Origin of the sequence: Natronorubrum halobium (assembly GCF_051351675.1) — an archaeon.
In the GTDB taxonomy this organism is placed as follows: domain Archaea; phylum Halobacteriota; class Halobacteria; order Halobacteriales; family Natrialbaceae; genus Natronorubrum.
The window spans coordinates 4,088,115-4,108,806 of sequence record NZ_CP195595.1 but is presented as its reverse complement, the minus strand read 5'-3'; the positions used below and the strand labels follow the sequence as shown (position 1 = coordinate 4,108,806).

Here is a 20,692-nt window from a genome sequence, read left to right as displayed (position 1 = left end):
CAGCGCCGTCGCAGTACCCCCGATAGTTATCGGGCATTGAAGTATACGGGGACGCATTCTCGAGCCATGAAATCGATGCGCATCGAACTTCGCTACGCGTCGGCGACGATTCCACCGTTACACGAGGGAATCTGCGAGTCGCCCGACATCGATCGGGAGATCATCGTCGGCGGACAGACGGTCGACGGCGTCGAGACGATCACGTCGTTCGTCTACGGCGAGCCCGAGGCCTACGAGTCGCTGTTGTGTGACCTCGAGACGGTTCTCGAGTACGACATCACGCCGTCCGGCGACGGGTTCTTTCTGTACCTCCGCCGGGATCTCGGGCCGGAGGGGCTGTCGCTGTTGAACGCGCTCGCACAGGACACCGTCGTGGTCGTCCCGCCCATCGAGATCCGCTCGGACAGGACGATCCGACTGACCGTCGTCGGCCATCCGTCGTCGCTCACCGCCGTCGTGGAGGCGGTTCCCGAGGGGATGCAACTGGACGTCCGCTGGGTCAGCCAGGAGATCGCGGTCACCGACACGGCAGTGTCGGATCGACAGGCAACCGCACTGCAGGCCGCCCGGGACGTCGGGTTCTACGAGGTTCCGCGCGAGGGCGGTATCGAAGCGGTCGCCGACGAACTCGAGTGCGCCGTCTCGACGGCGTCGGAACTCGTCCGTCGCGGCGAAGCGAACGCGGTCGGACGAGTACTCGATAGCGGCCCGTAGGGCGGTTCGGTAGTTCTGTTATCGATCTCTGCTTCAGATGTGAGTTAGCGTGAAACACACGTTCACTACACGTGCGTACTGATCACTGGAGCTACTGTCAGCGTGATATTGGATATTCAAGGTTGCATAGACGGTCGGCGTAGAGCATATTTCGGGGCCGGCCATCGCAGGTGTTGAGTGATAGTAACGATAGTAACGTCTGAATCGTTACTTTTGTCGCCCCGTAAGCGCTCCACGATGATCGAGTGGTTACGAGTAGTACGGCGGTCTCCGGTCGAGTCAGGCATCGTGTCCGAGCACCTGTGGTCGGTCACACAGGCGCTGTTCGTCACACTTCTCTGGTCGTCATCGTACGTCTTGATCACGATCGGTCTGGAAGAGATTCCCGCGCTGACGTTCGCAGGCTTGCGTTACGCCATCGCGGCCGTCGTGTTACTCCCGCTGTTCGTGTACCGCGGTCAGCATCGGACGGTTCGAACCCTCAACTGGCGCGACCTCGGACCGCTCCTACTCCTCGGCCTTCTCCTCTATACCGTCATGCAGGGCGCTCAGTTTGTCGCTCTCCAGTACCTCCGCGCCGCCACGGTCAGCCTCGTCTTGAGTTTCACGCCCGCTGTCGTCGCATTCCTTGCGGTACCGATGCTCGACGAGCCACCGTCGGTTCGACAGTGGTTGTGGATCAGTGTGCTACTCCTCGGCGTCGGCATCTACTTTTATCCGTTCGATCTTCGAACAGCAGCCCTGCTCGGTCTCGCCGTTATGTTGTTCGGCCTCCTCGCAAACGCACTCTCATCCGTTCTGGGACGACGATTCAACCGCGAGGAAATGCTTTCTCCACTCGCAATTACGACCGTCAGTATGGGATTCGGGTCAGGGGTACTGCTTTCGAGCGGCGTTGCGGTCCAGGGTCTGCCATCGCTCTCGCCCCAGAGTTGGGCGATTGTTATCTGGCTTGCGGTGGTGAACACGGCGTTCGCGTTCACGCTCTGGAACCGAACGCTCCAAACGCTGTCCGCCACCGAGTCGAGCGTCATCAATAACACGATGCTGGTACAGGTGGCGGTACTCGGCTGGCTGTTTCTCGGGGAATCGCTGGACGGACTCGATTTCATCGGACTGGCGCTGGTCACGGTGAGTTCGATGGCCGTCCAACTCTTCGACTGAACGGGACAGCGACGACAGTAACGGATACTCCTTACTACGTGTGGCCGAACAGATCACTATGACGAACGACGCTCCCGTTCGAAACCGAGTACAAATCGTTCCACTCGGCTTCGAACACGCCCGACTGAAGGAACCGATCTTGCACTGGAAGGCGGACGTGGTCGTTGCCATCGAATACGCAGAGAGCGATCGGGAGATACCCTTTCTCTCGGCGCTGGTGGACGGGCTCGAACAAAACGAACGGATCGAACTCGATCGGCGCGAATGCGACCTGTTCGAGCTGTACGACGCGCTCGGCACGATTACCGAAGCGATCACCGACTACGAAATGGACGACGTCTACGTGAACCTCTCGGCCGGCAGCAAGATCACCGCGATCGCCGGGATGATCGCTTGCATGGCCTCCGGAGCGTCGCCGATCTACGCGCGGCCGGACTACGGGCCCGATGGTGAGCAGATTCCGGACGAGCCGCTACACGACGAGGTCGCGGAGGTGTTCGAACTCCCGACGTATCCGATCGACCGTCCATCGAACAGACACCTCGAGTTTTTGGCCCGCATCGAAGCGGGAACGACCGTCGAGACGCACGGCCGGTATCGCGGGGTTCCGAAAAAAGAGTTGATCGAGTTCGCTATCGATCAGGAGTTCGACTTCGCTGTCAAGTCGGAGACGACTTCGCAGAAAGGGTACTACAGTCTATTGGATCGACACGTTATCGTCCCGCTCGTTGAACACGGGTACATCGAGATCAAGAAGGTGGGTCGACGGAAATTCGCCTCACTGACGTCGGACGGGAAAAACGTTCTCCGCGCATTTCGGCACTTCATCGAGTGAGAGAGCGGGAGGGAGTAGTAGTGACGAACGCACGAGTCCGAATGACAGCCCACACAAGACGCTTACCAGAAATAGAATACGTTTTGACTCGTCGCGTTACCTCATTTGTCTGTACTGAACGATAACTACGTGTGCGGATATACCGCTGGGATGGTATCGTCTGTAGCTGATGTTCAGAGGATCGTGCTGAATAGAAAGCGCATATTCAGCACTTGATACGTTGAACGTACGAGAATTTCTTGCTCTCGATTGAAATACATTCGGCAACAAATATAAAATCCCGACTTCCAAAACCGGTAGGAGTAAACAATTCTAGTACTATGGGGTCATCAATGAGTCTTGGCGGACGACACTCCATAAACGAGGTGATAGGAGAAGTCACCCGAGCGTTGGTTCCCGCTATCACCGAAAATGAGATTCAACAACGCGTTTGTGAGCAGTTCGCAGCGTCGGAGTTGTACTCCTTTGCGTGGATTGGGCGCTATAATCCAGAGAAAGAGGAGATAATTCCGGCAGTTTCCTCCGGGATTGCAGAGAATACGCTCGATGGGATTCTCACCACGGAGGAACCACTCCTACAGGAACTGTCAAACGAGGCAGTACGCACACGGGAGGTCACGGTCAGACAGAATCTCGTTACCGACCCACCTTGCGAGGATTGGCGCGACCACGCCCTCAAACACGACTACCGAACATGTGCGTTCATCCCCCTCGCTTACGAAGAAACGCTATACGGTGTCTTGCATCTGGCTTCCAACCGCTCGCAAGGATTTGGTACGGCTGAGCGAGAATCGGTCGCAGAGTTAGGGGTAACAATCGCGTACGCCTTCGAAAATGCGGAGTCGCCCGCGAATACTGATAGCACCGAGCGCAAGGAAGCGGAGGCGGAGATGACGAGAGTGACCGTCGAGTCCGAACAGGAGCGACGGCTTTACGAGACCATCATCTCCAGTACTCCCGATCTTGTCTACGCGTTCGACCTCGACTACCGCTTCATATTCGCTAACGATGCACTGCTGGAAATGTGGGGCCAAACCTTTGAAGAATCCATAGGGAAAACTCTGCGAGAAAATGGCTACGAGCCGTGGCACGCGGAGATGCACGAACGCGAGATCGACCAAGTCCTGGAGACAAAAGAACCAATCCGCGGCGAGGTAGCGTTCCAACATGCTGAGCGCGGCCGCCGAATCTACGACTACATCTTTGCACCGGTACTAAACGACGAGGGAGAAGTCGAAGCCGTCGCCGGGACGACGCGCGATATCACCGAGCGCAAGGAGGCTGAAGAGGCGCTTCAGGAGAGCGAGGAGCGATTCCGAGCGCTGGTCGCCGCTAGCTCGGATGTCGTGTATCGCATGAGCCCCGATTGGAGCGAAATGCACCACCTCGAAGGCAAGGAGTTCATCGCCGATACACGCGAATCGACCAGTGATTGGCTCGATAGATACATTCATCCGGACGATCAGGAGCGCGTCACGGAGGCTATCGACGAAGCGATCCGGACCAAGAGCATCTTCGAACTGGAACATCAGGTAGAGCAGGTCGATGGTAGCCTGGGCTGGACGTTCTCGCGTGCGGTACCGATGCTGGATGAGGACGGTGACATCGTCGAGTGGATCGGTATGGCGAGCGACATCACCGAGCGCAAAGAGTACGAGCGGGAACTCGAACAAGCCAACGCCCAACTGAAACGCTCAAACACAGAACTCAAGCGATTTGCCCACGCCGCCTCCCACGACCTCCAGGAGCCGTTACGAATGGTCTCTAGCTACCTCCAGCTACTCGAAAATCGCTACGGAAACGACCTCGATGCTGACGCAAAAGAGTTTATCGAGTTCGCTGTCGATGGCGCGGACCGTATGCGGGAAATGGTTGATGCGTTACTCGAATATTCACGGCTACATACCCACGAGGAGAACTTTGAGCCGATTGACTGCGAGACGGTCCTTGCGGAGGCGATGGAGAATCTCCAGATGGCAATTGACGAAAGTGATGCCACCATCACGTCGGATGAACTGCCCACTGTGAGCGGCGATGAACGCTTACTCATTCAGCTCTTCCAGAATCTCCTCGATAACGCCATCACGTATGCGGGCGATGGTCCACCGACCGTCCACGTCTCCGCCGAGCAACGGGACGGCGAGTGGATGTTTTCGGTTCGCGACGATGGGATCGGGATAGACCCGGAGAAGACGGACGACATCTTCGATGTATTCAATCGCCTCCACACTCCTGACGAGTACGGGGGAACTGGTATCGGTCTCGCCATCTGCAAACGCATTGTGACGACGCATGATGGCCGTATCTGGGTCGAGTCCGACCCTGACGAGGGAACAACGTTCTTCTTCACGGTTCCTGACAGTATTGAGAAGGGAACGGCATAGGAGGAGGGAATCCAGATTCTCTTGGTCGAGGATAATCATAGCGATGGTGGAACGCGGATTTGACGTGGCGATACCGCCCGACGAGTCCGGGCTAGAACTCCGCGAGCAGATCAAACGGGAGCGCGGGCCGTTCGCAGCCAACTACGGTGAATTTCCTGTTCGGGACGCACACCTTCCCAACGGTTGTTTCTACCTCTAGGTATGAAACGAGCGACGGCCGCCTGTTGCAACCGCTGTATTCAGCACGCCGTTTCTGGCAGCCATCAGAGTGGTAGATGCACGATCCGGTAACGCCTTCGTCTATACTTACCGTAGAGGGTGGGACACAGATCGCCCTCTGAGGAATTCGATAGAGCCGGTTCGGTCAGTCCGCGTCGCCTTTCTCACAGACGACGGTGTACGTGGTCCCGCGAGTATAGGTGTCGACGATCTCGCTCGCATCGAAGACGGTATCGAGCGACTCCACGACGTCTTCATCGGGGTTCCAGTTCGCGTACCAGCGCAGGAAGCGCCAGACGAACGGATTCAGGACTCGAGCGGGCCCGTCGGGAAACGGTCTGACGTCGAAGACGACGAACGTCGAGTCTGGGACCAGCGACCGGTAGACGGTCTCGATCGCACGAGGGACGTCGGGCATCACGCTCAGGGACAGCGTCGCGAGCGCCGCATCGAACGGTTCGTCGAACGCGACCGTCGTCGCGTCGGCACGCCGGACCTCGACGTTCTCCCACCCGTGCGAGTCGATCCGCTCCCGCGCGTTCGCGATCATCTCCGGGCTGTAATCGACGGCGACGAGTTCTCCGGACTCGCCGATGTCGTTGCGGATCCGCTCGAAGTTGACGCCCGGTCCGCAGCCGACCTCTAGGACGCGGTCACCCGGCTGAAGAGCCAGTCGGTCGATGGCTGCCTCGCGCATCGGTTCGAAGTCGCTCTCGCTCATCTCGTACCAGTCGCTCCACCGATCCCAGACGGTGCGACTGCGCTCGAGGTGGTCGGCGTGCTCGTCGTCGATGCTTGAGGTAGCGTTCGCCGGCGTCGGTTCTCGATCTCGAGGGTCCGTGGCCATACTCGAAAATGGCGGTAGACGGGTGAGTAATTTAACGCGAAACATATCGCGTCTTTATGCGTGGAACCGACGAACGAGAGTCGATCCGTCGGTACGGACTCCGCCCGGTCCGATCGAACCGACGATTCCTGACCGATCCGCGAGTATTCGGCGGATCGGTCTGTTTTTTATCGACCGAAACCAGTGATCGATCGTGACCGATTACGACACCGTCTCCGCCGACGTCGAACACGAAGAGGAGATTCCGGAGGACCATCCCAGATATCAGGACCTGCTCACCCGCCACCGGATCGAGAAGGGTGTCGAGAAGGGGATCACCCACCTGCAGGGGATGCACGCCGAAGGCCGAGGAAGCGCGTTCGACTATCTGCTAGGCGAGGAGACGATTCCCAGCGCGGACGCGGCCGAGCGGGCGGCCGCGGCTCACCTCCTGTTAGCCGATCATCCCGTGCTCTCGATCAACGGCAACGTCGCCGCGCTGGTTCCGGGCGAGATGGCCGATCTGGCCGCGGCGACCGGCGCCGACCTCGAGGTCAACCTCTTCAATCGCACGCCCGAGCGGATCGAGGCCATCGCGGATCACCTGCGCGAGTACGGCGCCGAGGACGTCAAGGGCCTCGAGGCCGACGCACGGATTCCGAACCTCGACCACCAGCGGGCGAAGGTCGACGAGGACGGAATTTATGCCGCTGACGTCGTGCTCGTCCCCCTCGAGGACGGCGACCGTGCGGAGGCGCTGAACGAGATGGGGAAGACCGAGATCGTGATCGACCTGAACCCGCTCTCGCGGTCGCCACAGGTCGCCGAGGTGCCGATCGTGGACAACATCATCCGCGCCGTGCCAAATATGACCGCCCACGCGCGGGAGTTGGCCGATGCTAAGACGGACGAACTGCACGAGATTATCGAGGCGTTCGATCGGGAGCAGGCGCTCGAGGATGCGGAAGAACGGATTCGAAACGGACTGTAGCACCTGTTACAGTGAGTTAACCTGCCGATATCGTCTGATCAGGTAGATGATCACGGCGAGCCAGAGCGCGCCCGCGAAGCCGTAGATCGCATCGCCGGCCGGGTTTACCGAGTTGAACTGCAGCGCTGCCACGACGTACGTGAGCGCGGCGAGTACCGCCGGACCGACGACGTACGTGAGCCAACTCGGTCGCCACGACGCGCTGGTTTTCGCGACGGCTCGCATATCCCGGACGAGCACGCCCGGCGTGAGCGCTGACGTGAGAAGAAGTGCCAGTACGAGGCCGAACCCGGCGAAGAACATCGCGTCGCTTTCTGCCCCCGGCTCGAGAACCAACCAGCCGAGATACGCCCCCGCAGCCGGCGCGACGAGGGCGTGGGGAACGAGCAGTTTCCACCAGCCGATGTCACTGCCGACCCTCGAGGCGAGCCAGCCGACGAAATCAGGTGCGAGCGGGTACGACCACGTGCTCCCGAAGATCGCTTTCCCCATCGCGATCAGCCCGAATGCGAAATTCGCCAGAAAGACGAACATGGACGCGAACAACCCTATCCCAGAGACGAGCAAGAACACCATCGCGAGGTACTGGAGGGGCGAACGCTCTGGGAACGTCGAATCGATTGCGATCGCGGCTGCGAGGAGACCGAAGAGCGTGGCGAAGACGCCCGTTACGATCACCTGCCAGTTGAACGCGTTCCGGGCGTTCTCGCGCGTGAACTCGTGCTCGGCGACCAGATAGACGAGCGCCGGGAGGACGAATCCCGTTCCTAGCCCGAGAAAGTGGACGAAGATGCCCGCGAGCGTCCGCTCCTCGAGGAGAGCCGGTCCTGGTTGCGTCGTCGATGTCGATGCCGTCGTCGTGTGATCGTGTTCGTTAGACATGTGTGCGTCGTGTTCTGTAGTCAGTCAGTGAGTTGCGTCAGCACGGTCGCGTTCAGTTCGAGTCTGCTCGCCCAGAGCGCACGCCCCCGGCGAGCACACCGTCGGTCCGAAGTTTGCGGGCGAGCCGCTCGAGGATCAGGATACCGAAACAGACGGCGAAGAGATTTCCAGCCGCTTCCCAGTAGCCGTTCGAACTCTGGACGATCGGATCGCTCGCGAGTAGCGGGGCGACGATCCCCACCGCAAAGAGGACCAGACTCAGTTGAAAGCCCGCGAGGACCAGGGTTCTGATCCCCGCCGGGTTCCGAAGGCGGACGAAATCGCTGACCGAGAGGGTATCCAGCGGCGTCTCGTAGGTGAGGGCGGCTTTCCCTTCGGGACTCAGCGGCCACGCCGACTCCGGGTGGTTGACGTAGTACAGCGTGATCGATTCCGGGTACGTCTCCGCGGCGATGACGTCGATCTCGAGGAGTTCGTTCAACCGGAGCCGGACGGTCTCTTTGCTCACGTCCGGGCGCACCCGGGCACGGATCTGTTCGGCCGAAAAGTACGGCCGGTCCGCTGCGAGCATCGTTTCGACGACGTGTCGCTGGGTTAGCTTCTTGTTCAGGTCGTCGTCGATCCGGGTGTCGATCCAGGGCGGGAGGGAAGCCATTTGCCTCTGTCCTAGCGCATTCTGCTTTGGGGATATAAACCCATATTCGGATTTGGCGGCCGCCAAATGGCAATAACTATCGTAACAACTGAAACGATTTACACACTGATCGCAACGCCGTCCTGCGATCAGGTGTGCATTGACTTTCAGTGGCTACGATAGTTCACTGCGGCCTCCCGACGGTCGATTACAGTACTCGTGTAGTTCCCTTTCCCTCAACGGTCGACGACCCGTGGCGACACGCCGTCCCGTTCACCCTCCCGGTCGATCTCGAGCGAGCCGTTGACGTACGGCAGCCGATATCTGGCGCTTGCGACCGCTTCTTCGACCTGATAGTACGAGACCGAGAGATACTCGCTGGCCTTGCGCGACAGCGAGTCGTCGACCTCGTAGTCGATGCCGTCGGAGCCGTTGAGGCACTCCTCGTCGTAGTTGATGAGCCAGCGGCGAGCCAACTCGACGCCCTTCTCGGCGTCGTAGCCGCGGGCGACGTAGTGTTTGTAGGGATGGCGGATCCACGAGCACTCCCAGTGGGCGTAGACGTCGACCTTCTCGGCGTTCTCGACCGCGTGAAGGACGATGTGCAGTTGCATGTCGGCCAGCGGCGACGCCCGCCAGACCCACGATCCCTCCGAGGTGTTCCCGTCCGTGCGAACCTTCAGCGACGAGATCGGATTGCGCGAGAAGCCGAGTTCCTCCAGGATCTCCTCGATCCGGTTCTCCGAGCAGTGGGTCGTCAGTACGTACTCGTCCGCCGTGGTGTGGCTGACGGCGTAGCCGTCGAACCGTCCCGATACGAGGTAGTGGATCTGCGGCCACAGACTCCGACGAAAGCCGTTGACGAAGTCCTCCGTGAAACCCATCGGGGGCGGTACGAGCGTCACCCCAAAGGGTGTTCGGCAGGCATACGCGACGCGACCGACCGATCGAGACGCGGCCATGCCACCGCCGGTACAACTGTTACACCCATCGCTGTACTCGGTTGGGGTACCGATGACCGAGTGGATCGATCCGCCGGACGACGACGTTGTTGCCAGTCTGGATCTCGATACGACGCAGGAATCGCCGGAGATTCGGCTCGTCGAAATCGTCGCTGACCTCGAGAGCGTTCCCGAAACCGAACTCGACCCGATCTACAACAGTATCGACGACGTCGTCGACGCGCTCTTTTCTTCCCCGCCGTCCGGCACCGCCGACGCGGAACTCGAGTTCACCTATCAGGGGTATCGGATCCACGTCGAGCAGGACGGGACGGCCGTGTTTCGGGACGAAACGGCGTGACAGATCGGAGGCGGAACCGTGAAGAATCGGGGATGTCGCTCTGAGCAGGACGGGTCAGCGACGGCCCGGACGATTCATCGGGTATAAATTCCTCCTCCGGTTTCACTCCACACATGGACACGTACGATCTGATTATGCGAAACGCCGAGGAGGTCGTCACCGACGAGGAGGTGCGCGAACTCGCGGACGATCCCGCGGGCAAGCGCGCCTACGTCGGCTACGAGCCCTCCGGCGTGCTTCATCTGGGCCACCTGCTGACGGCGAACAAACTCATCGACCTGCAGGACGCGGGGATGGAGATCGTCGTGCTCCTCGCGGACGTCCACGCCTACCTCAACGGGAAGGGCACGTTCGAGGAGATCCGCGACACCGCCGAGCAGATGAAAGCCCAGTTCGTCGCCTACGGTCTCGACGAGGAGAACACCGAGTTCGTCTACGGCTCCGAGTTCCAGCTCGACGAGGAGTACACCCTCGATCTCCACCAACTCGAGCTGTCGACGACGATGAACCGCGCCCAGCGCGCGATGGCCGAGATTCAGGGCGGCGAGACGGCCAAGGTGAGCCACCTCGTCTACCCGCTCATGCAGACGCTGGATATCGAGTACCTCGACCTCGATCTGGCGGTCGGCGGCTTAGACCAGCGCAAGGTCCACATGATCGCCCGCGAGAAGCTGCCCGAAGTCGGCTACGACGTGCGGCCCGCCCTCCACACCCCCATCGTCGCCGACCTCACCAGCGGCGAGGGGAAGATGTCCTCGAGCGAGGGTGTCACCATTTCGATGGAGGACTCGACGGCGGACCTCGAAGACAAAGTCAACTCGGCGTTCTGCCCGCCGACCCGAGACCCCGAGGGCGACCTCGAGAACCCCGTCCTCGAACTGTTCGAGTACCACGTCTTCCCGCGCTTCGACGAGGTCGTCGTCGAGCGGCCCGAGAAGTACGGCGGCGATCTGACCTACGAGGTCTACGAGGACCTGGCCGCGGACCTCGAGTCCGGCGAACTCCACCCCGCCGACGCGAAGGGGACGCTGGCGAGCTACCTCGACGAACTGATCGCGCCGGGCCGGGAGAAGCTGCGCGAGATCAGATCGTAACCGTAAGACGCCCCTCGAGCGTCGAACTCACTCGACGAAAATACGCTCGTCGTCGGTACCGAGAAGCGTATGGAACAGTTTCCCTTCGGCGGTCCGCAGATGCTGTGAGAAGGTCGCCGGCGAGATATCCAGTTTGTTGGCGAGTTTGCTCGCCTCGTGTTTTCGCGGCCAGTCGTAGTAGCCGTTCATGTAGGCCGTCAGGAACACCTCTCGCTGCCGGTCGGTGAGCGTCTCGACGGCGGTCTGTTTGAAATCGTGATGCGTAAAGAGCGGCGTCGATCGCCGCTGGCCGCGACAGTCCTCGAGGGTCACCGTCGGATGCTCCCGTTCGAATCGGTCGACGAGCCTGGCGGCATCGGCCCGCGAGGCGACTTCCGCGACGACGCGACCGTCGCCGTCCTCCGCCTCGACGACCCGCGGGATCGCCCCGAACTCGACGAGCGTGATCGCGACGCAGCGTTCGCGGACGCGGAGCTGCACTCGACCGCCATCGTCGTGGCGTGCGACGAGGTCCGCGTCGACACCGTCGGTACCGTCGATCGCGTCCAGAACTCGCTCCGGCGAGCCGCTATCGACGGTGAAGTACTCGACGACCCCCTCGTCCGAGTGCGGAAATACGACTTCGAGGTTCAGCCGACAGCTCTCGGCCCGCGACGCGCCGACGAACGGGTACGACGGATCGCAGACGCGAAACTCGACCTCGACAGCGTCCTTCTCCCGACGGGCGCCGCGTTCCATGCGCTAGTTTCGTCGGCACGGCACTGCTCCGTTTCCCCTTCCATGGCAAGCGTTACCGCTTCCGATTCGATACGCCGTTTTCCCCCGCCGAATCGATGGCCTCGCGATTGATAGTCTCTCCAAACCGACCGTCCCGCTTGCTACTCGCCGATGGGTTGACGATTCTCGGCCTCGAGTATCGTCCTATGCCGTTTCATCTCACGCCGGAACAGGAAGCGATTCGGGATGCGGTCCGCGAGTTCGGGTCCGAAGAGATCCGGCCGGTCGCGGCGGAGTACGAGGCCGAGCAGCGGTATCCCGCCGACCTCCTCTCGGACGCCGCCGAACTCGATCTCGTCGCGCCACACGTCCCCGAGGCGTACGGCGGAGCCGGGATGGACGCGATCTCGACGGCGATCGTCACCGAGCAGCTGTGGCGCGCCGATCCCGGCGTCGGCGGCTCGATCGCCGCGGCCGACTTCGGGACCGGCATGCTCCTCGAGTACGGCGACGAGTGGATGTGCGAGGAGTGGCTGCCCCGGATTACGGCCGGCGAGACCTCGATCGCGACCGGGATCTCGGAACCCGCACACGGCTCGAACGTGGCGGGGATGGAGACCCGAGCGGAGAAGGAGGGCGATGAATGGGTCATCGACGGCCGGAAGATGTGGATCACGAACGGCACCGTGGCGGACGTGACGATCATCATGGCCAAGACCTCGCCGGAGCAGGGCCACGGCGGCATCACCGCGTTTCTCACGCCGACCGACGTCGACGGCTACGAGGCGACGCGGATCACGAACAAACTGGGAATCAAAGCGCAGGACACCGCGGAGATCGGTCTCGATGATGTCCGCGTGCCCGACGCCAACGTCGTCGGCGAGGTGGATCGGGGGTTCTACCAGCTGATGGAGTTCTTCGCGCCCGCTCGAGTCGACGTCGCCGCCCAGGCCACTGGTGTGGCTCAGGCCGCACTCGAGGAAGCGATCTCGTACGCCGACGAACGCGAGCAGTTCGACCAGCGGATTTCGGAGTTCCAGGCGATTCGGCACAAACTCGCCGAGATGGCGACGAACGTGGAGGCCGGTCGGTCACTGGCCTATCGGGCGGCGGCGAGCCTCGAGTCGGGCGACGGCGGCCGGGCCACGAAACTCGCCGCGATGGCGAAACTGTTCGCGAGCGAGCGTGCGGTCGAGGTGACCGACGAGGCGCTGCAGGTCCACGGGGGAGCGGGCTACGTCACCGACCACCCGGTCGAACGGTTCTACCGGGACGCTCGGGTTACGAAGATCTACGACGGCACGAGCGAGATCCAGAAGAATATCATCGCCGACCAGTTGCTGTAGCTCCCGAATCCGCGAAAAAATCTCTTAGAACTCGACGGCACCGATCGCCGTCTCGTCCCCGCAGTCGCGGCACTCGAAGGTGGTCCTGTATTCGTCACACGGTTCGTGGACCTCCCGGCCACACGTCTCACAGACCTCGATCTCCGTCTCCTCGATGCGTCGTTCGCAGGTCGTGCAGCGTCGTCCGAGTTTCATGGGTATTGCTACCTCACCCCACATCCGTAGCTCCGCGAACGACGAGGAAAAGTCTACGGATCAGCCAGCGGACCGAACGGTCGCGGCGTCTGACGGTCGAATTACGCCATCGACAGGAGCCGTTTTCCGGCCCAACCGATGGCCATCAAAGCGACGACTAGGACGAACGCGGGCCACGGTGCCGTCTCCTCGTCGTCGAAGAACATCGCAATTCCGGGGTGGTGAACCGTACGGAGATCCCGCCGATTCAAGTGCGAGCGCGCCCCTCTCGATCCCATGACCACGAACGAGACGCGGCGGACGATCCTCGAGGCGCTCGCGGAGGGGCCGGTGTCGGGACCGCAACTGGCCGAGTCGCTCGACGTCTCGCGGGCGGCGGTCTGGAAACACATCGACGCGCTCCGCGACGCCGGCTTCGAGATCGAGAGCGGACCGACGGGCTACGAACTGGCGGCGGTGACGGCGTACAACGCCCCGGCCGTGGAGTACGAACTCGAGGCTCCGTTTTCGATCGAGTACCACGACTCGATCGGGAGCACGAACGACCGCGCACGCGAGTTGGCCTCGGAGGGAGCCGCGGACGTGGCCGTGCTCGCGGACGAACAGACGGGTGGCCGAGGTCGACTCGAGCGCGAGTGGTCGGCCCCGTCGGGCGGCGTCTGGCTGAGTCTCGTCACGCGGCCCGACATCGCGCCCGCGCAGGCGCCGCTGTACACGCTCGCCGCGTCGGTCGCGACGGCGCGGGCGGCCCGCGAGGCCGGCGTCGATGCGCGGATCAAGTGGCCCAACGACGTGGTCGTCCCGGTCGGCGAGGACGGCGACTACCGAAAGCTGGCGGGAATTCTCACGGAGATGGAAGGCCAGATGGACCGGGTGGACTGGATCGCCGTCGGTATCGGCGTCAACGCGAACATCGACGCCGACGCGCTGCCCGAGGGGGCCACGAGCGTCCGCGACGAGGCGGGCGACGTCGATCGGCGGCGATTCGTCCAGCGGGTGCTCGAGGAGTTCGACCGCTACCGAACCGATCTCGAGGCCGTCGTCCCGGCGTGGCGCGACCTGGCGCTGACGCTGGGCCAACGGGTGCGAGTCGATCGAGCAACGGGCGAACTCGTCGGCGAGGCCGTCGCGGTCACCGACGCCGGCGCGCTCGTCGTCGAGACCGAGGACGGGCGGGAGACGGTCTCGGCGGGCGACTGTGAGCACTTACGACCGGTCTGACGATTCGGTGAGGACCCCGACCCGACGGACCCGTTTCGATCACTCGACGGCGACCTGTTTTCGCTCCGTCCCGTCGTCGACCGTCGATTGATCGACCCGAACGGTCAGCACCGGAACCGGCGCGTGACGGACGACGCGTTCCGTGACGCTGCCGAGCAGGAGTCGATCGATCCCGCCGCGGCCGTGGGTTCCCATGACGATGAGTTCGCACTCGTTCGGGTGGGCGTGCTCGACGATGACGCGACTCGGCGATCCCTCGAGCACCCTCGTTTCGACCTCGACGTCGGCCGGTGCGAGTTCTTCGACCCGCTGGACGGCCGCCTCGCCCTCCTCGCGAAGCGCGCCGCTGATGCCTTCCAGTGCAGTTTCCATGGGCAGGCTGCCGTAGCCGGCCACGTTGACGACGTAGATCGCCCGAACCGTTGCGTCGTGGGCCTGTGCCAGGTCGAACGCGTACTCGAGGGCACGCTCGACCTCCGGTGACCCGTCGGTCGGGACGAGGATGCAGTCGTACATGCTACGTGTGAACGTATATCACCCTGTGATATAATAACGTTGTTGTGGTGTCGCTGACTTGTTTGCCGAAGACGGAGAAACTCGAGCGCGGCGATGACCGGCGCGTTCAGGCTTCGAGGACGACTTCGCGCACGTCGTCGACGCCGGCACGACGGACGACGGCCCGGACGGGGTCACGAGCGCCCGCGAGATTGTGCGAGTCGCCGTCGAGTACTACCAATCGCGCTTTTCGGCCGGGTTCGACCAGTCCGTACTCGAGGCCGGCGATCTCTGCCCCGTTGACGGTCGCCATCCGGAGGATCTCGTCGGCCGGTAGGTCCGAGAGTTTGGCGAGGAACTCCATCTCCCGGAACATCGACGGGGAGTTGAGCATCACGTTGTCCGTCCCGAGCGCGAGCGTCGTCCGCTCGTTCAGTTCCGCGTACGGCGAGAGGCCGACGTCCGTCACGAGATTCGATCGAGGACAGACGGCGATCGGTACCTGCTGCTCGGCGATCCGCTCGAGGTGATCCGATTCGGGGTGGACGACGTGGACCAGAAACTCGGGCTCGAGATCCAGCGCGGGGTGGATGTCGCTCGCGTCGACCTCACCCGCGTGGATGCCGAAGGGTTTGCCCGCCTCGCGCGTCGCCGCCCGCTCCTCGCCGAACTCGGCGTCGTTGGCTCCGCTCGCGCCGAACCCGTCGCCCGCGCGCATCGCGTCGATCGATCCCCGAGCGAACGAGAGCGCGTCGATCTCGAGGCCGTCGGCTGCGGCCTCGAGCATCTCGACTCCCTCGACGCCGCCCTCGCGGAAGTCGAGACAGGCCGCGGTGCCGCCCGCCCGCATGAACTGCAACGACCGCTCCATCGCGCCGACGAGTTCGTCGCGCGAGGCCTGCCGGAGCAGCCGGTGTTTCAGCCCGTCCGGCGGCGCGACCAGTTCCTCGAGCGAGAGTCCGCGTCCCGCTTCCTTCGCGATCGAGTCGCCGATGTGCGTGTGGGCGTTGACGAACGCCGGGAGGATGATATCCGAGCCGTCGACCGACGTTTCCTCGATCGCCTCGATCCGACCGTCGTCGTCGATCACGATTCGCCCTTCGACGGGCTCGAATCCGCGTCCCCGGAGGATCGTCCCCGTTCGTTCCATACCACTGTGTTCGCCCTGCGTGCCTTCAACGATTCGGGGTCGAGCGATGGCGCCGATTTCGCGACAGCACCGTCGTTCGACCGACACGGCTCTCGCGTACCGGACTGCGTCGGCAACACAGGCATATCACTCGAGTACATCCGTGCTAGCATGAACCAAATCGAAGTGTTCGAAGAGATCGACGCCCCGCCCGAGGTCGTCTGGGACGTCCTCCTCGAGTTCGAGAGCTACCCCGAGTGGAACCCGTTCGTCCGGACGATCGAAGGGATCCCCCGCGAAGGCGAACGGCTCCGAGTGCGGATCGATCCGCCGAACTCTCGCGGGATGACGTTCAAGCCGGAGGTCGTCGCCGTCGAGGAGAACCGCCGGCTGGCGTGGCTCGGCCGACTAGTGGTCCCCTTCGCCTTCGACGGCTACCACGAACTCCACCTCGAGCCGATCGACGGCGGTGAGCCGAGTGAAGCGAGGCGAACGACGGAAGACGGCGGCTCTTCCGGGAGTGAGCGATCCGAAGGATCGCGATCCACGTCGGAGTCGGACTCCGACGGTGGTGAGTCGAGCGGAGCGGGGCGAACGCGACTCCTCCATCGCGAGACGTTCCGCGGCGTGCTCGTGCCGCTGCTGCTCGACCAGGAGTCGCTCGAGGCCGGGTTCGCGGCGATGAACGCCGCCGTCAAGAAGCGCGCGGAGGCGCGGATCGAAGTGACGGAGTAACGCTCACACCAGTTCCGGAATCGCGTCGAGTCCCCCGATCTCGTACGTCGGCGCTCGCTCGAGTTCGTACCCCTCGCGGTGCGCTCGGCGGATGAAGGCCACGTCGATTCCGGCCGCCTCGGCCGCCTGGATATCCACCCAGCTGTCACCCACGTACAGCGCGTTCTCGGTCTCGAGTTCCTCGAGCGCGAGGTCGAGATAGTACGGCGTCGGCTTCTTGCGATCGATCCCCTGAACGGTCGGCTCGCGGCCGTACCAGCTGTCGAACCAGTCGAGGTCGTAGTGGTCGACGATATTGCCGATCGTCTCGTGTTGATTGTTACTGACGATGGCCGTGGCGACCTCGAGGTCCGCGAGCGTGTCGATATCGTCGTAGAGGCGCTTTCGGCCGGCCTCGATCTCCTCGAGTTGGGCCTCGATCGCCGCGTATTCTCGCGCCGTCCAGAGGTCGTGCGGATCCACGTCGTATGCGTCAGAAATATCGTGCAGCGAGTCGACGTTCGGTCCCATCAGCGTGCGAACGTGGTCGTCCGGCGGGTCGGTCACGCCCACGTCCGCGAAGGCGTCGTGCATCGCGTCGACCAGTACCGCTCGATCCGTCGGTGTCGTCAGTACGCCGTCGTTGTCGAAGACGACCGCGTCGTATTCCGTAGCCATCGATTTCGTCCGTACGTAGGAACCGAGAGGATTTCGGCGTTGTGCTCGCCGTCCGTCCCTCGTGAGCGTTCCGTCGGGGCGGGGAACTCGCTCACCGATCACGGTGCATATGCAACCTCGCCGCTCACTTGGCGCGGTTCGCTACTACCGTCACTGTGAGCCTTCTCGAGCGACTCAGCGAAACGCTGCCGATCGGTACTGGAGGCGTCGAATATCAGTGTCCGTCGTGTGGACACGTCTTCGACACGGCAGACGAACGATGCCCGGAGTGTGGCGAACTCGACGTTCGTGAACGGGGGAGTTTCGAACTCGAACCGAAGTAGCAACCGTCACTCGAATTCCGCGTTCGAGCGCGCCACCGTTTTTCGAGTATCGTCGGTGATCGGTCCGCAGGTTCAAGTACGGACGGGCGGCCAGCACCGGCGATGGATTCCCCGATCACCGTCCTCCACCGCCCGAGGAACGCACACGGCCAGCCCCGCTGTTCGCCCCGGGTGAACGATGGGGCATAGAGCGCTCGTCGCCTACCGGCGACCCGACCGGCGCTACGACGTCCGCTACAGCCACTGGGGCGGCGACGGCGTCTCCCTCGGCGAGCGGATCACCGCCGAGAACCCGCTGGCCGACGGCGCGGTCGACCCCGACCTGCTGGCGAACGCGATCGATCGCGAGCGGGTTCTGACGGGCCACCTCGACCCCTGTATCTACGAGTTGCTGTACCTCGTCTCCCCCGGCGCGGACTACCGGGTTTCGGCCTACCGCGTCTGCTGGCTCGAGTGGGGCGACGGCCGCGAGGACGGCCGCGGCGCGATTATTTCCGTCGCGGACGACGCCGCCGACCGGCGGGTCCGTACGTGGTTTCGCGCGACCAAGACGGCGCTCGCCGACGTCGTCGAGATGGGCGCGCTCTCGCGTCGCGCGGCGCAGGCCTACCTCGAGGCGCGGGTCTGCGAAGACGAGAACGGAACGGTGTACACGTACGGGACGTCGGAGTTGGACGACCCGTCGTACGCGCCGACGTCGGACTGGTGGCTCGAGAACGAGCGGGTTCGAGAGAACCGGAAAAACGGGGACGGCGACGAAGAGGGGCACGACGCCACCTGATCAGTCGATCTCGCTCCAGCGGGCGTCGGCCAGCGTTCGCTGCACGACGTCGTTGCCGACCGCCTCCGCCAACGTCTCGAAGCCGGCCCGCTCGCCTCGGCTGTCCGCGTTGGCGACGAGTCTCGAGACGATGAACTCCGGCGTCGACCGGCCCACGGTGTCGAACCGCGGCTGGTAGTCGACCAGTAACTCGAGGTCGGGGTTCAGCCCCTCCGCGAAGATGCCGTCCACGCGGGCCGCCGGCGGCAGCGGCTCCAGATCGTCCGCGAGGTGGGTGACGAACACGCCGAGCGCGTCGCGCTCGACGGACAGCGTGACGAGTCCGTGGAGCAGGTCCGCCGCGCTGCCCGGTTCGGTGATCGCCTCGAACTCGTCGACCAGCATCAGGGTGCGCCCGCCCGACGACAGCGGCGGCACGATCGAGCGCAGCGTCGACTCGAGGACGCCGGCGTTGAAACTCGCGTGTCGGCGGTGGAAGACCAGCGAATCGACGGGCGTCACCTCGGCCCGGTCGGCCGGGACGGGCAGTCCCATCGTCGCCAGCAGGACGACCTGACAGAGGGTCTCGAGCAGCGTCGTTTTCCCGCCGCTGTTCGCTCCGGTGAGGACGGAGACGCGCTGTTCGCCGGGAACCGCGTTCACGCTCGCCGGGACCTCGGTCACGTCGTGCTCGCCGAGGGCGTACGTGACCGCCTGGACGCCCTCCTCGTCGGCCGCGGCGAGCGTGAGGTTGCGCGCGTTGACGACGGAGACGGCACCATCTGGATCGTCTACGAATTCGGGGCGCGTACAGTCGTACGCGAGCGCGAACCGCGCCAGCGAGAGGTGGAGCGCGATGTCGTCGACCGCCGCGACGGCCCGGTCGGTGGCGTCGCGGGTCTCCTCGAGCGTCTCCTCGAGGTCGCTCGCGACCGTCTCCTCGCGTTCGTCGATCGCCGCGGTGAGATCGCTTCGGAGGGTCCGCAGGGTAGCGCCGACGAAGTCCGTCGCGTCGGTCGCATCGGTCGGCATCGCGTCCCGGACCTGGTCGATCGTCACCTCGGTCTCGCTGAGGAGGTGATCCTCGAAGGACTCCCGGAACTGCCCGACGTCGCGGACGCCGTCCGCCCGTAGTTCGTCGATCAACTCGAGGGCGTTCGCGTCCATATCCTCGATCGTCCCGAGTGCACCGCGTAGCCGATCGAGTTCGTCGTCGGCACCCGCACGGACTCGCCCGCGATCCCCACCGAGCGCCGCGAGGGCGTCGGCGGCCTCCGCGAGTCGGTCGGGTTCGAGATCGGCGATCGTTTCGAACGGACCGGAGTCGACGCCGGCCTCGAGCAGTGCCAGCGCGGCCTCGACGGCCGCGTGTTCGCTCTCGTCGCGTTCGTCGTAGTGGTCGTAGGCCTCGAGGACGGCGTCGCGGTCGGCGTCCTCGAGCGCGGCCCAGGCGTCGCGGGCCGCGAGGACGTCGTCCAGTCGCTCCTCCATGGCCTCCCGGGACGTCAGCGGCGTCAGCACGCGAATCCGGTCGGCCGCGCGCCGGGTGACCGCGTGATCGACTGCCAGATCGAGCAGTTCCTTGTACGCCGAGCGCGCGTCGCTCGTCGCCAGCACTTCCATCCCGTCGCCACCCGTCGCTCGTCGCAGGATACGCGTCGCTCGACCGCGGGCGAGACCGGCGTCCGAGAGCGCCCGAACGTCGCCGCTCTCGATTGCCTGCATCGCGCGTTCGTTGCCCAACTCCTCCACCAGTGTCTCCCGCGTCTTCGGCCCGACGCCCCAGTACTCCTCGAGTCGCATGTGTTCTGGACTCGGGGCAACCGTCTTGAACACTGTGTCATCGCCTTGCGAGGAGTCGGCCGCCGTCCTCGTGGCTCGACCGTCGACTGCTGGCTGAACGAGCGGCTCGCGGCCGTCTCCCCAGATGTTCACGTTCGTGCCCGACTATTCACGGTGAGCAACGGCTCGTCGGACGCATTGTCCCGCTCGTCCGTGTTGGTCGGCGTGCGTCGAGATCCGGAGTCCTTCGGCCGATGTCCGGGAAGGTATGCACGATAATGGATATT

Annotated in this window: 21 protein-coding genes; 11 read left to right on the top strand and 10 right to left on the bottom strand. The window is 63.4% G+C overall.

Going from position 1 to position 20,692, the window contains the following annotated elements:
* Nucleotides 1–66 precede the first annotated feature (66 nt).
* From ACSFC7_RS20535 to ACSFC7_RS20520, 4 genes are all read left to right on the top strand, one after another.
* Nucleotides 67–714, top strand: a complete 648-nt coding sequence (locus ACSFC7_RS20535) for a helix-turn-helix domain-containing protein (RefSeq protein ID WP_436344667.1) — start codon at nucleotides 67–69, stop codon at nucleotides 712–714.
* Nucleotides 715–1,002: 288 nt separating this feature from the next.
* Nucleotides 1,003–1,878 (top strand): DMT family transporter, encoded by an 876-nt coding sequence (locus tag ACSFC7_RS20530; protein ID WP_436344666.1) that lies wholly within the window; start codon nucleotides 1,003–1,005, stop codon nucleotides 1,876–1,878.
* 58 nt (nucleotides 1,879–1,936) lie between these two features.
* Complete coding sequence (locus ACSFC7_RS20525; RefSeq protein WP_436344665.1) at nucleotides 1,937–2,713, top strand: HFX_2341 family transcriptional regulator domain-containing protein; 777 nt, start codon at nucleotides 1,937–1,939, stop codon at nucleotides 2,711–2,713.
* 332 nt (nucleotides 2,714–3,045) lie between these two features.
* On the top strand, nucleotides 3,046–5,097 hold the full coding sequence (locus tag ACSFC7_RS20520; protein WP_436344664.1) for an ATP-binding protein: 2,052 nt from the start codon (nucleotides 3,046–3,048) through the stop codon (nucleotides 5,095–5,097).
* A gap of 364 nt (nucleotides 5,098–5,461) precedes the next feature.
* Here ACSFC7_RS20520 and ACSFC7_RS20515 read toward each other — a convergent pair whose 3' ends face one another.
* Nucleotides 5,462–6,163: a class I SAM-dependent methyltransferase gene (locus ACSFC7_RS20515; RefSeq protein ID WP_436344663.1), complete on the bottom strand. Its 702-nt coding sequence runs from the start codon at nucleotides 6,161–6,163 to the stop codon at nucleotides 5,462–5,464.
* A gap of 193 nt (nucleotides 6,164–6,356) precedes the next feature.
* On the opposite strand from ACSFC7_RS20515, the gene ACSFC7_RS20510 reads away from it, so the two are divergent.
* Nucleotides 6,357–7,133 (top strand): 4-phosphopantoate--beta-alanine ligase, encoded by a 777-nt coding sequence (locus tag ACSFC7_RS20510; RefSeq protein WP_436344662.1) that lies wholly within the window; start codon nucleotides 6,357–6,359, stop codon nucleotides 7,131–7,133.
* Nucleotides 7,134–7,139: 6 nt separating this feature from the next.
* On the opposite strand, the gene ACSFC7_RS20505 is transcribed toward ACSFC7_RS20510, so the two are convergent.
* The 3 genes from ACSFC7_RS20505 to ACSFC7_RS20495 form a co-directional block, all read right to left on the bottom strand.
* Nucleotides 7,140–8,015 carry a DUF4870 domain-containing protein gene (locus ACSFC7_RS20505; protein ID WP_436344661.1) on the bottom strand — a complete coding sequence of 292 codons (876 nt, stop codon included), beginning with the start codon at nucleotides 8,013–8,015 and terminating at the stop codon, nucleotides 7,140–7,142.
* A 52-nt stretch (nucleotides 8,016–8,067) separates the two neighbouring features.
* Nucleotides 8,068–8,670, bottom strand: coding sequence for a hypothetical protein (locus tag ACSFC7_RS20500; protein ID WP_436344660.1), 603 nt, complete (start codon nucleotides 8,668–8,670; stop codon nucleotides 8,068–8,070).
* Between the two features lie 215 nt (nucleotides 8,671–8,885).
* The gene (locus ACSFC7_RS20495; RefSeq protein ID WP_436344659.1) at nucleotides 8,886–9,533 is read right to left on the bottom strand and encodes a hypothetical protein; all 648 of its coding nucleotides are present in this window, start codon (nucleotides 9,531–9,533) and stop codon (nucleotides 8,886–8,888) included.
* A gap of 130 nt (nucleotides 9,534–9,663) precedes the next feature.
* Here ACSFC7_RS20495 and ACSFC7_RS20490 point away from each other — a divergent pair, with 130 nt between their 5' ends.
* Both ACSFC7_RS20490 and ACSFC7_RS20485 read left to right on the top strand, forming a co-directional pair.
* Nucleotides 9,664–9,951, top strand: a complete 288-nt coding sequence (locus tag ACSFC7_RS20490; RefSeq protein WP_436344658.1) for a HalOD1 output domain-containing protein — start codon at nucleotides 9,664–9,666, stop codon at nucleotides 9,949–9,951.
* Between the two features lie 113 nt (nucleotides 9,952–10,064).
* Nucleotides 10,065–11,045, top strand: coding sequence for a tyrosine--tRNA ligase (locus tag ACSFC7_RS20485; protein WP_436344657.1), 981 nt, complete (start codon nucleotides 10,065–10,067; stop codon nucleotides 11,043–11,045).
* A 27-nt stretch (nucleotides 11,046–11,072) separates the two neighbouring features.
* On the opposite strand, the gene ACSFC7_RS20480 is transcribed toward ACSFC7_RS20485, so the two are convergent.
* Nucleotides 11,073–11,783 carry a bacterio-opsin activator domain-containing protein gene (locus ACSFC7_RS20480; protein ID WP_436344656.1) on the bottom strand — a complete coding sequence of 237 codons (711 nt, stop codon included), beginning with the start codon at nucleotides 11,781–11,783 and terminating at the stop codon, nucleotides 11,073–11,075.
* Between the two features lie 185 nt (nucleotides 11,784–11,968).
* Here ACSFC7_RS20480 and ACSFC7_RS20475 point away from each other — a divergent pair, with 185 nt between their 5' ends.
* Entirely contained in the window at nucleotides 11,969–13,108 is a 1,140-nt protein-coding gene (locus tag ACSFC7_RS20475; protein WP_436344655.1) for an acyl-CoA dehydrogenase family protein, read from the top strand.
* Between the two features lie 24 nt (nucleotides 13,109–13,132).
* On the opposite strand, the gene ACSFC7_RS20470 is transcribed toward ACSFC7_RS20475, so the two are convergent.
* Nucleotides 13,133–13,303, bottom strand: a complete 171-nt coding sequence (locus ACSFC7_RS20470; RefSeq protein WP_436344654.1) for a hypothetical protein — start codon at nucleotides 13,301–13,303, stop codon at nucleotides 13,133–13,135.
* 276 nt (nucleotides 13,304–13,579) lie between these two features.
* Here ACSFC7_RS20470 and ACSFC7_RS20465 point away from each other — a divergent pair, with 276 nt between their 5' ends.
* Entirely contained in the window at nucleotides 13,580–14,524 is a 945-nt protein-coding gene (locus ACSFC7_RS20465; RefSeq protein WP_436344653.1) for a biotin--[acetyl-CoA-carboxylase] ligase, read from the top strand.
* Nucleotides 14,525–14,563: 39 nt separating this feature from the next.
* Here the strand turns inward: ACSFC7_RS20465 and ACSFC7_RS20460 are convergent, their stop codons facing one another.
* Both ACSFC7_RS20460 and ACSFC7_RS20455 read right to left on the bottom strand, forming a co-directional pair.
* Entirely contained in the window at nucleotides 14,564–15,040 is a 477-nt protein-coding gene (locus ACSFC7_RS20460; RefSeq protein WP_436344652.1) for a universal stress protein, read from the bottom strand.
* A 106-nt stretch (nucleotides 15,041–15,146) separates the two neighbouring features.
* Nucleotides 15,147–16,169, bottom strand: a complete 1,023-nt coding sequence (locus ACSFC7_RS20455) for an amidohydrolase family protein (RefSeq protein WP_436344651.1) — start codon at nucleotides 16,167–16,169, stop codon at nucleotides 15,147–15,149.
* 150 nt (nucleotides 16,170–16,319) lie between these two features.
* Here ACSFC7_RS20455 and ACSFC7_RS20450 point away from each other — a divergent pair, with 150 nt between their 5' ends.
* Nucleotides 16,320–16,883: an SRPBCC family protein gene (locus ACSFC7_RS20450; RefSeq protein ID WP_436344650.1), complete on the top strand. Its 564-nt coding sequence runs from the start codon at nucleotides 16,320–16,322 to the stop codon at nucleotides 16,881–16,883.
* 3 nt (nucleotides 16,884–16,886) lie between these two features.
* Here ACSFC7_RS20450 and ACSFC7_RS20445 read toward each other — a convergent pair whose 3' ends face one another.
* A complete protein-coding gene (locus tag ACSFC7_RS20445; protein WP_436344649.1) occupies nucleotides 16,887–17,540 on the bottom strand; it encodes an HAD family hydrolase in 654 nt (217 codons plus the stop codon).
* A gap of 501 nt (nucleotides 17,541–18,041) precedes the next feature.
* Here ACSFC7_RS20445 and ACSFC7_RS20440 point away from each other — a divergent pair.
* Complete coding sequence (locus ACSFC7_RS20440) at nucleotides 18,042–18,644, top strand: DUF6735 family protein (protein ID WP_436344648.1); 603 nt, start codon at nucleotides 18,042–18,044, stop codon at nucleotides 18,642–18,644.
* On the opposite strand, the gene ACSFC7_RS20435 is transcribed toward ACSFC7_RS20440, so the two are convergent.
* Nucleotides 18,645–20,426 carry a MutS-related protein gene (locus tag ACSFC7_RS20435; protein WP_436347997.1) on the bottom strand — a complete coding sequence of 594 codons (1,782 nt, stop codon included), beginning with the start codon at nucleotides 20,424–20,426 and terminating at the stop codon, nucleotides 18,645–18,647.
* Nucleotides 20,427–20,692: the final 266 nt, after the last annotated feature.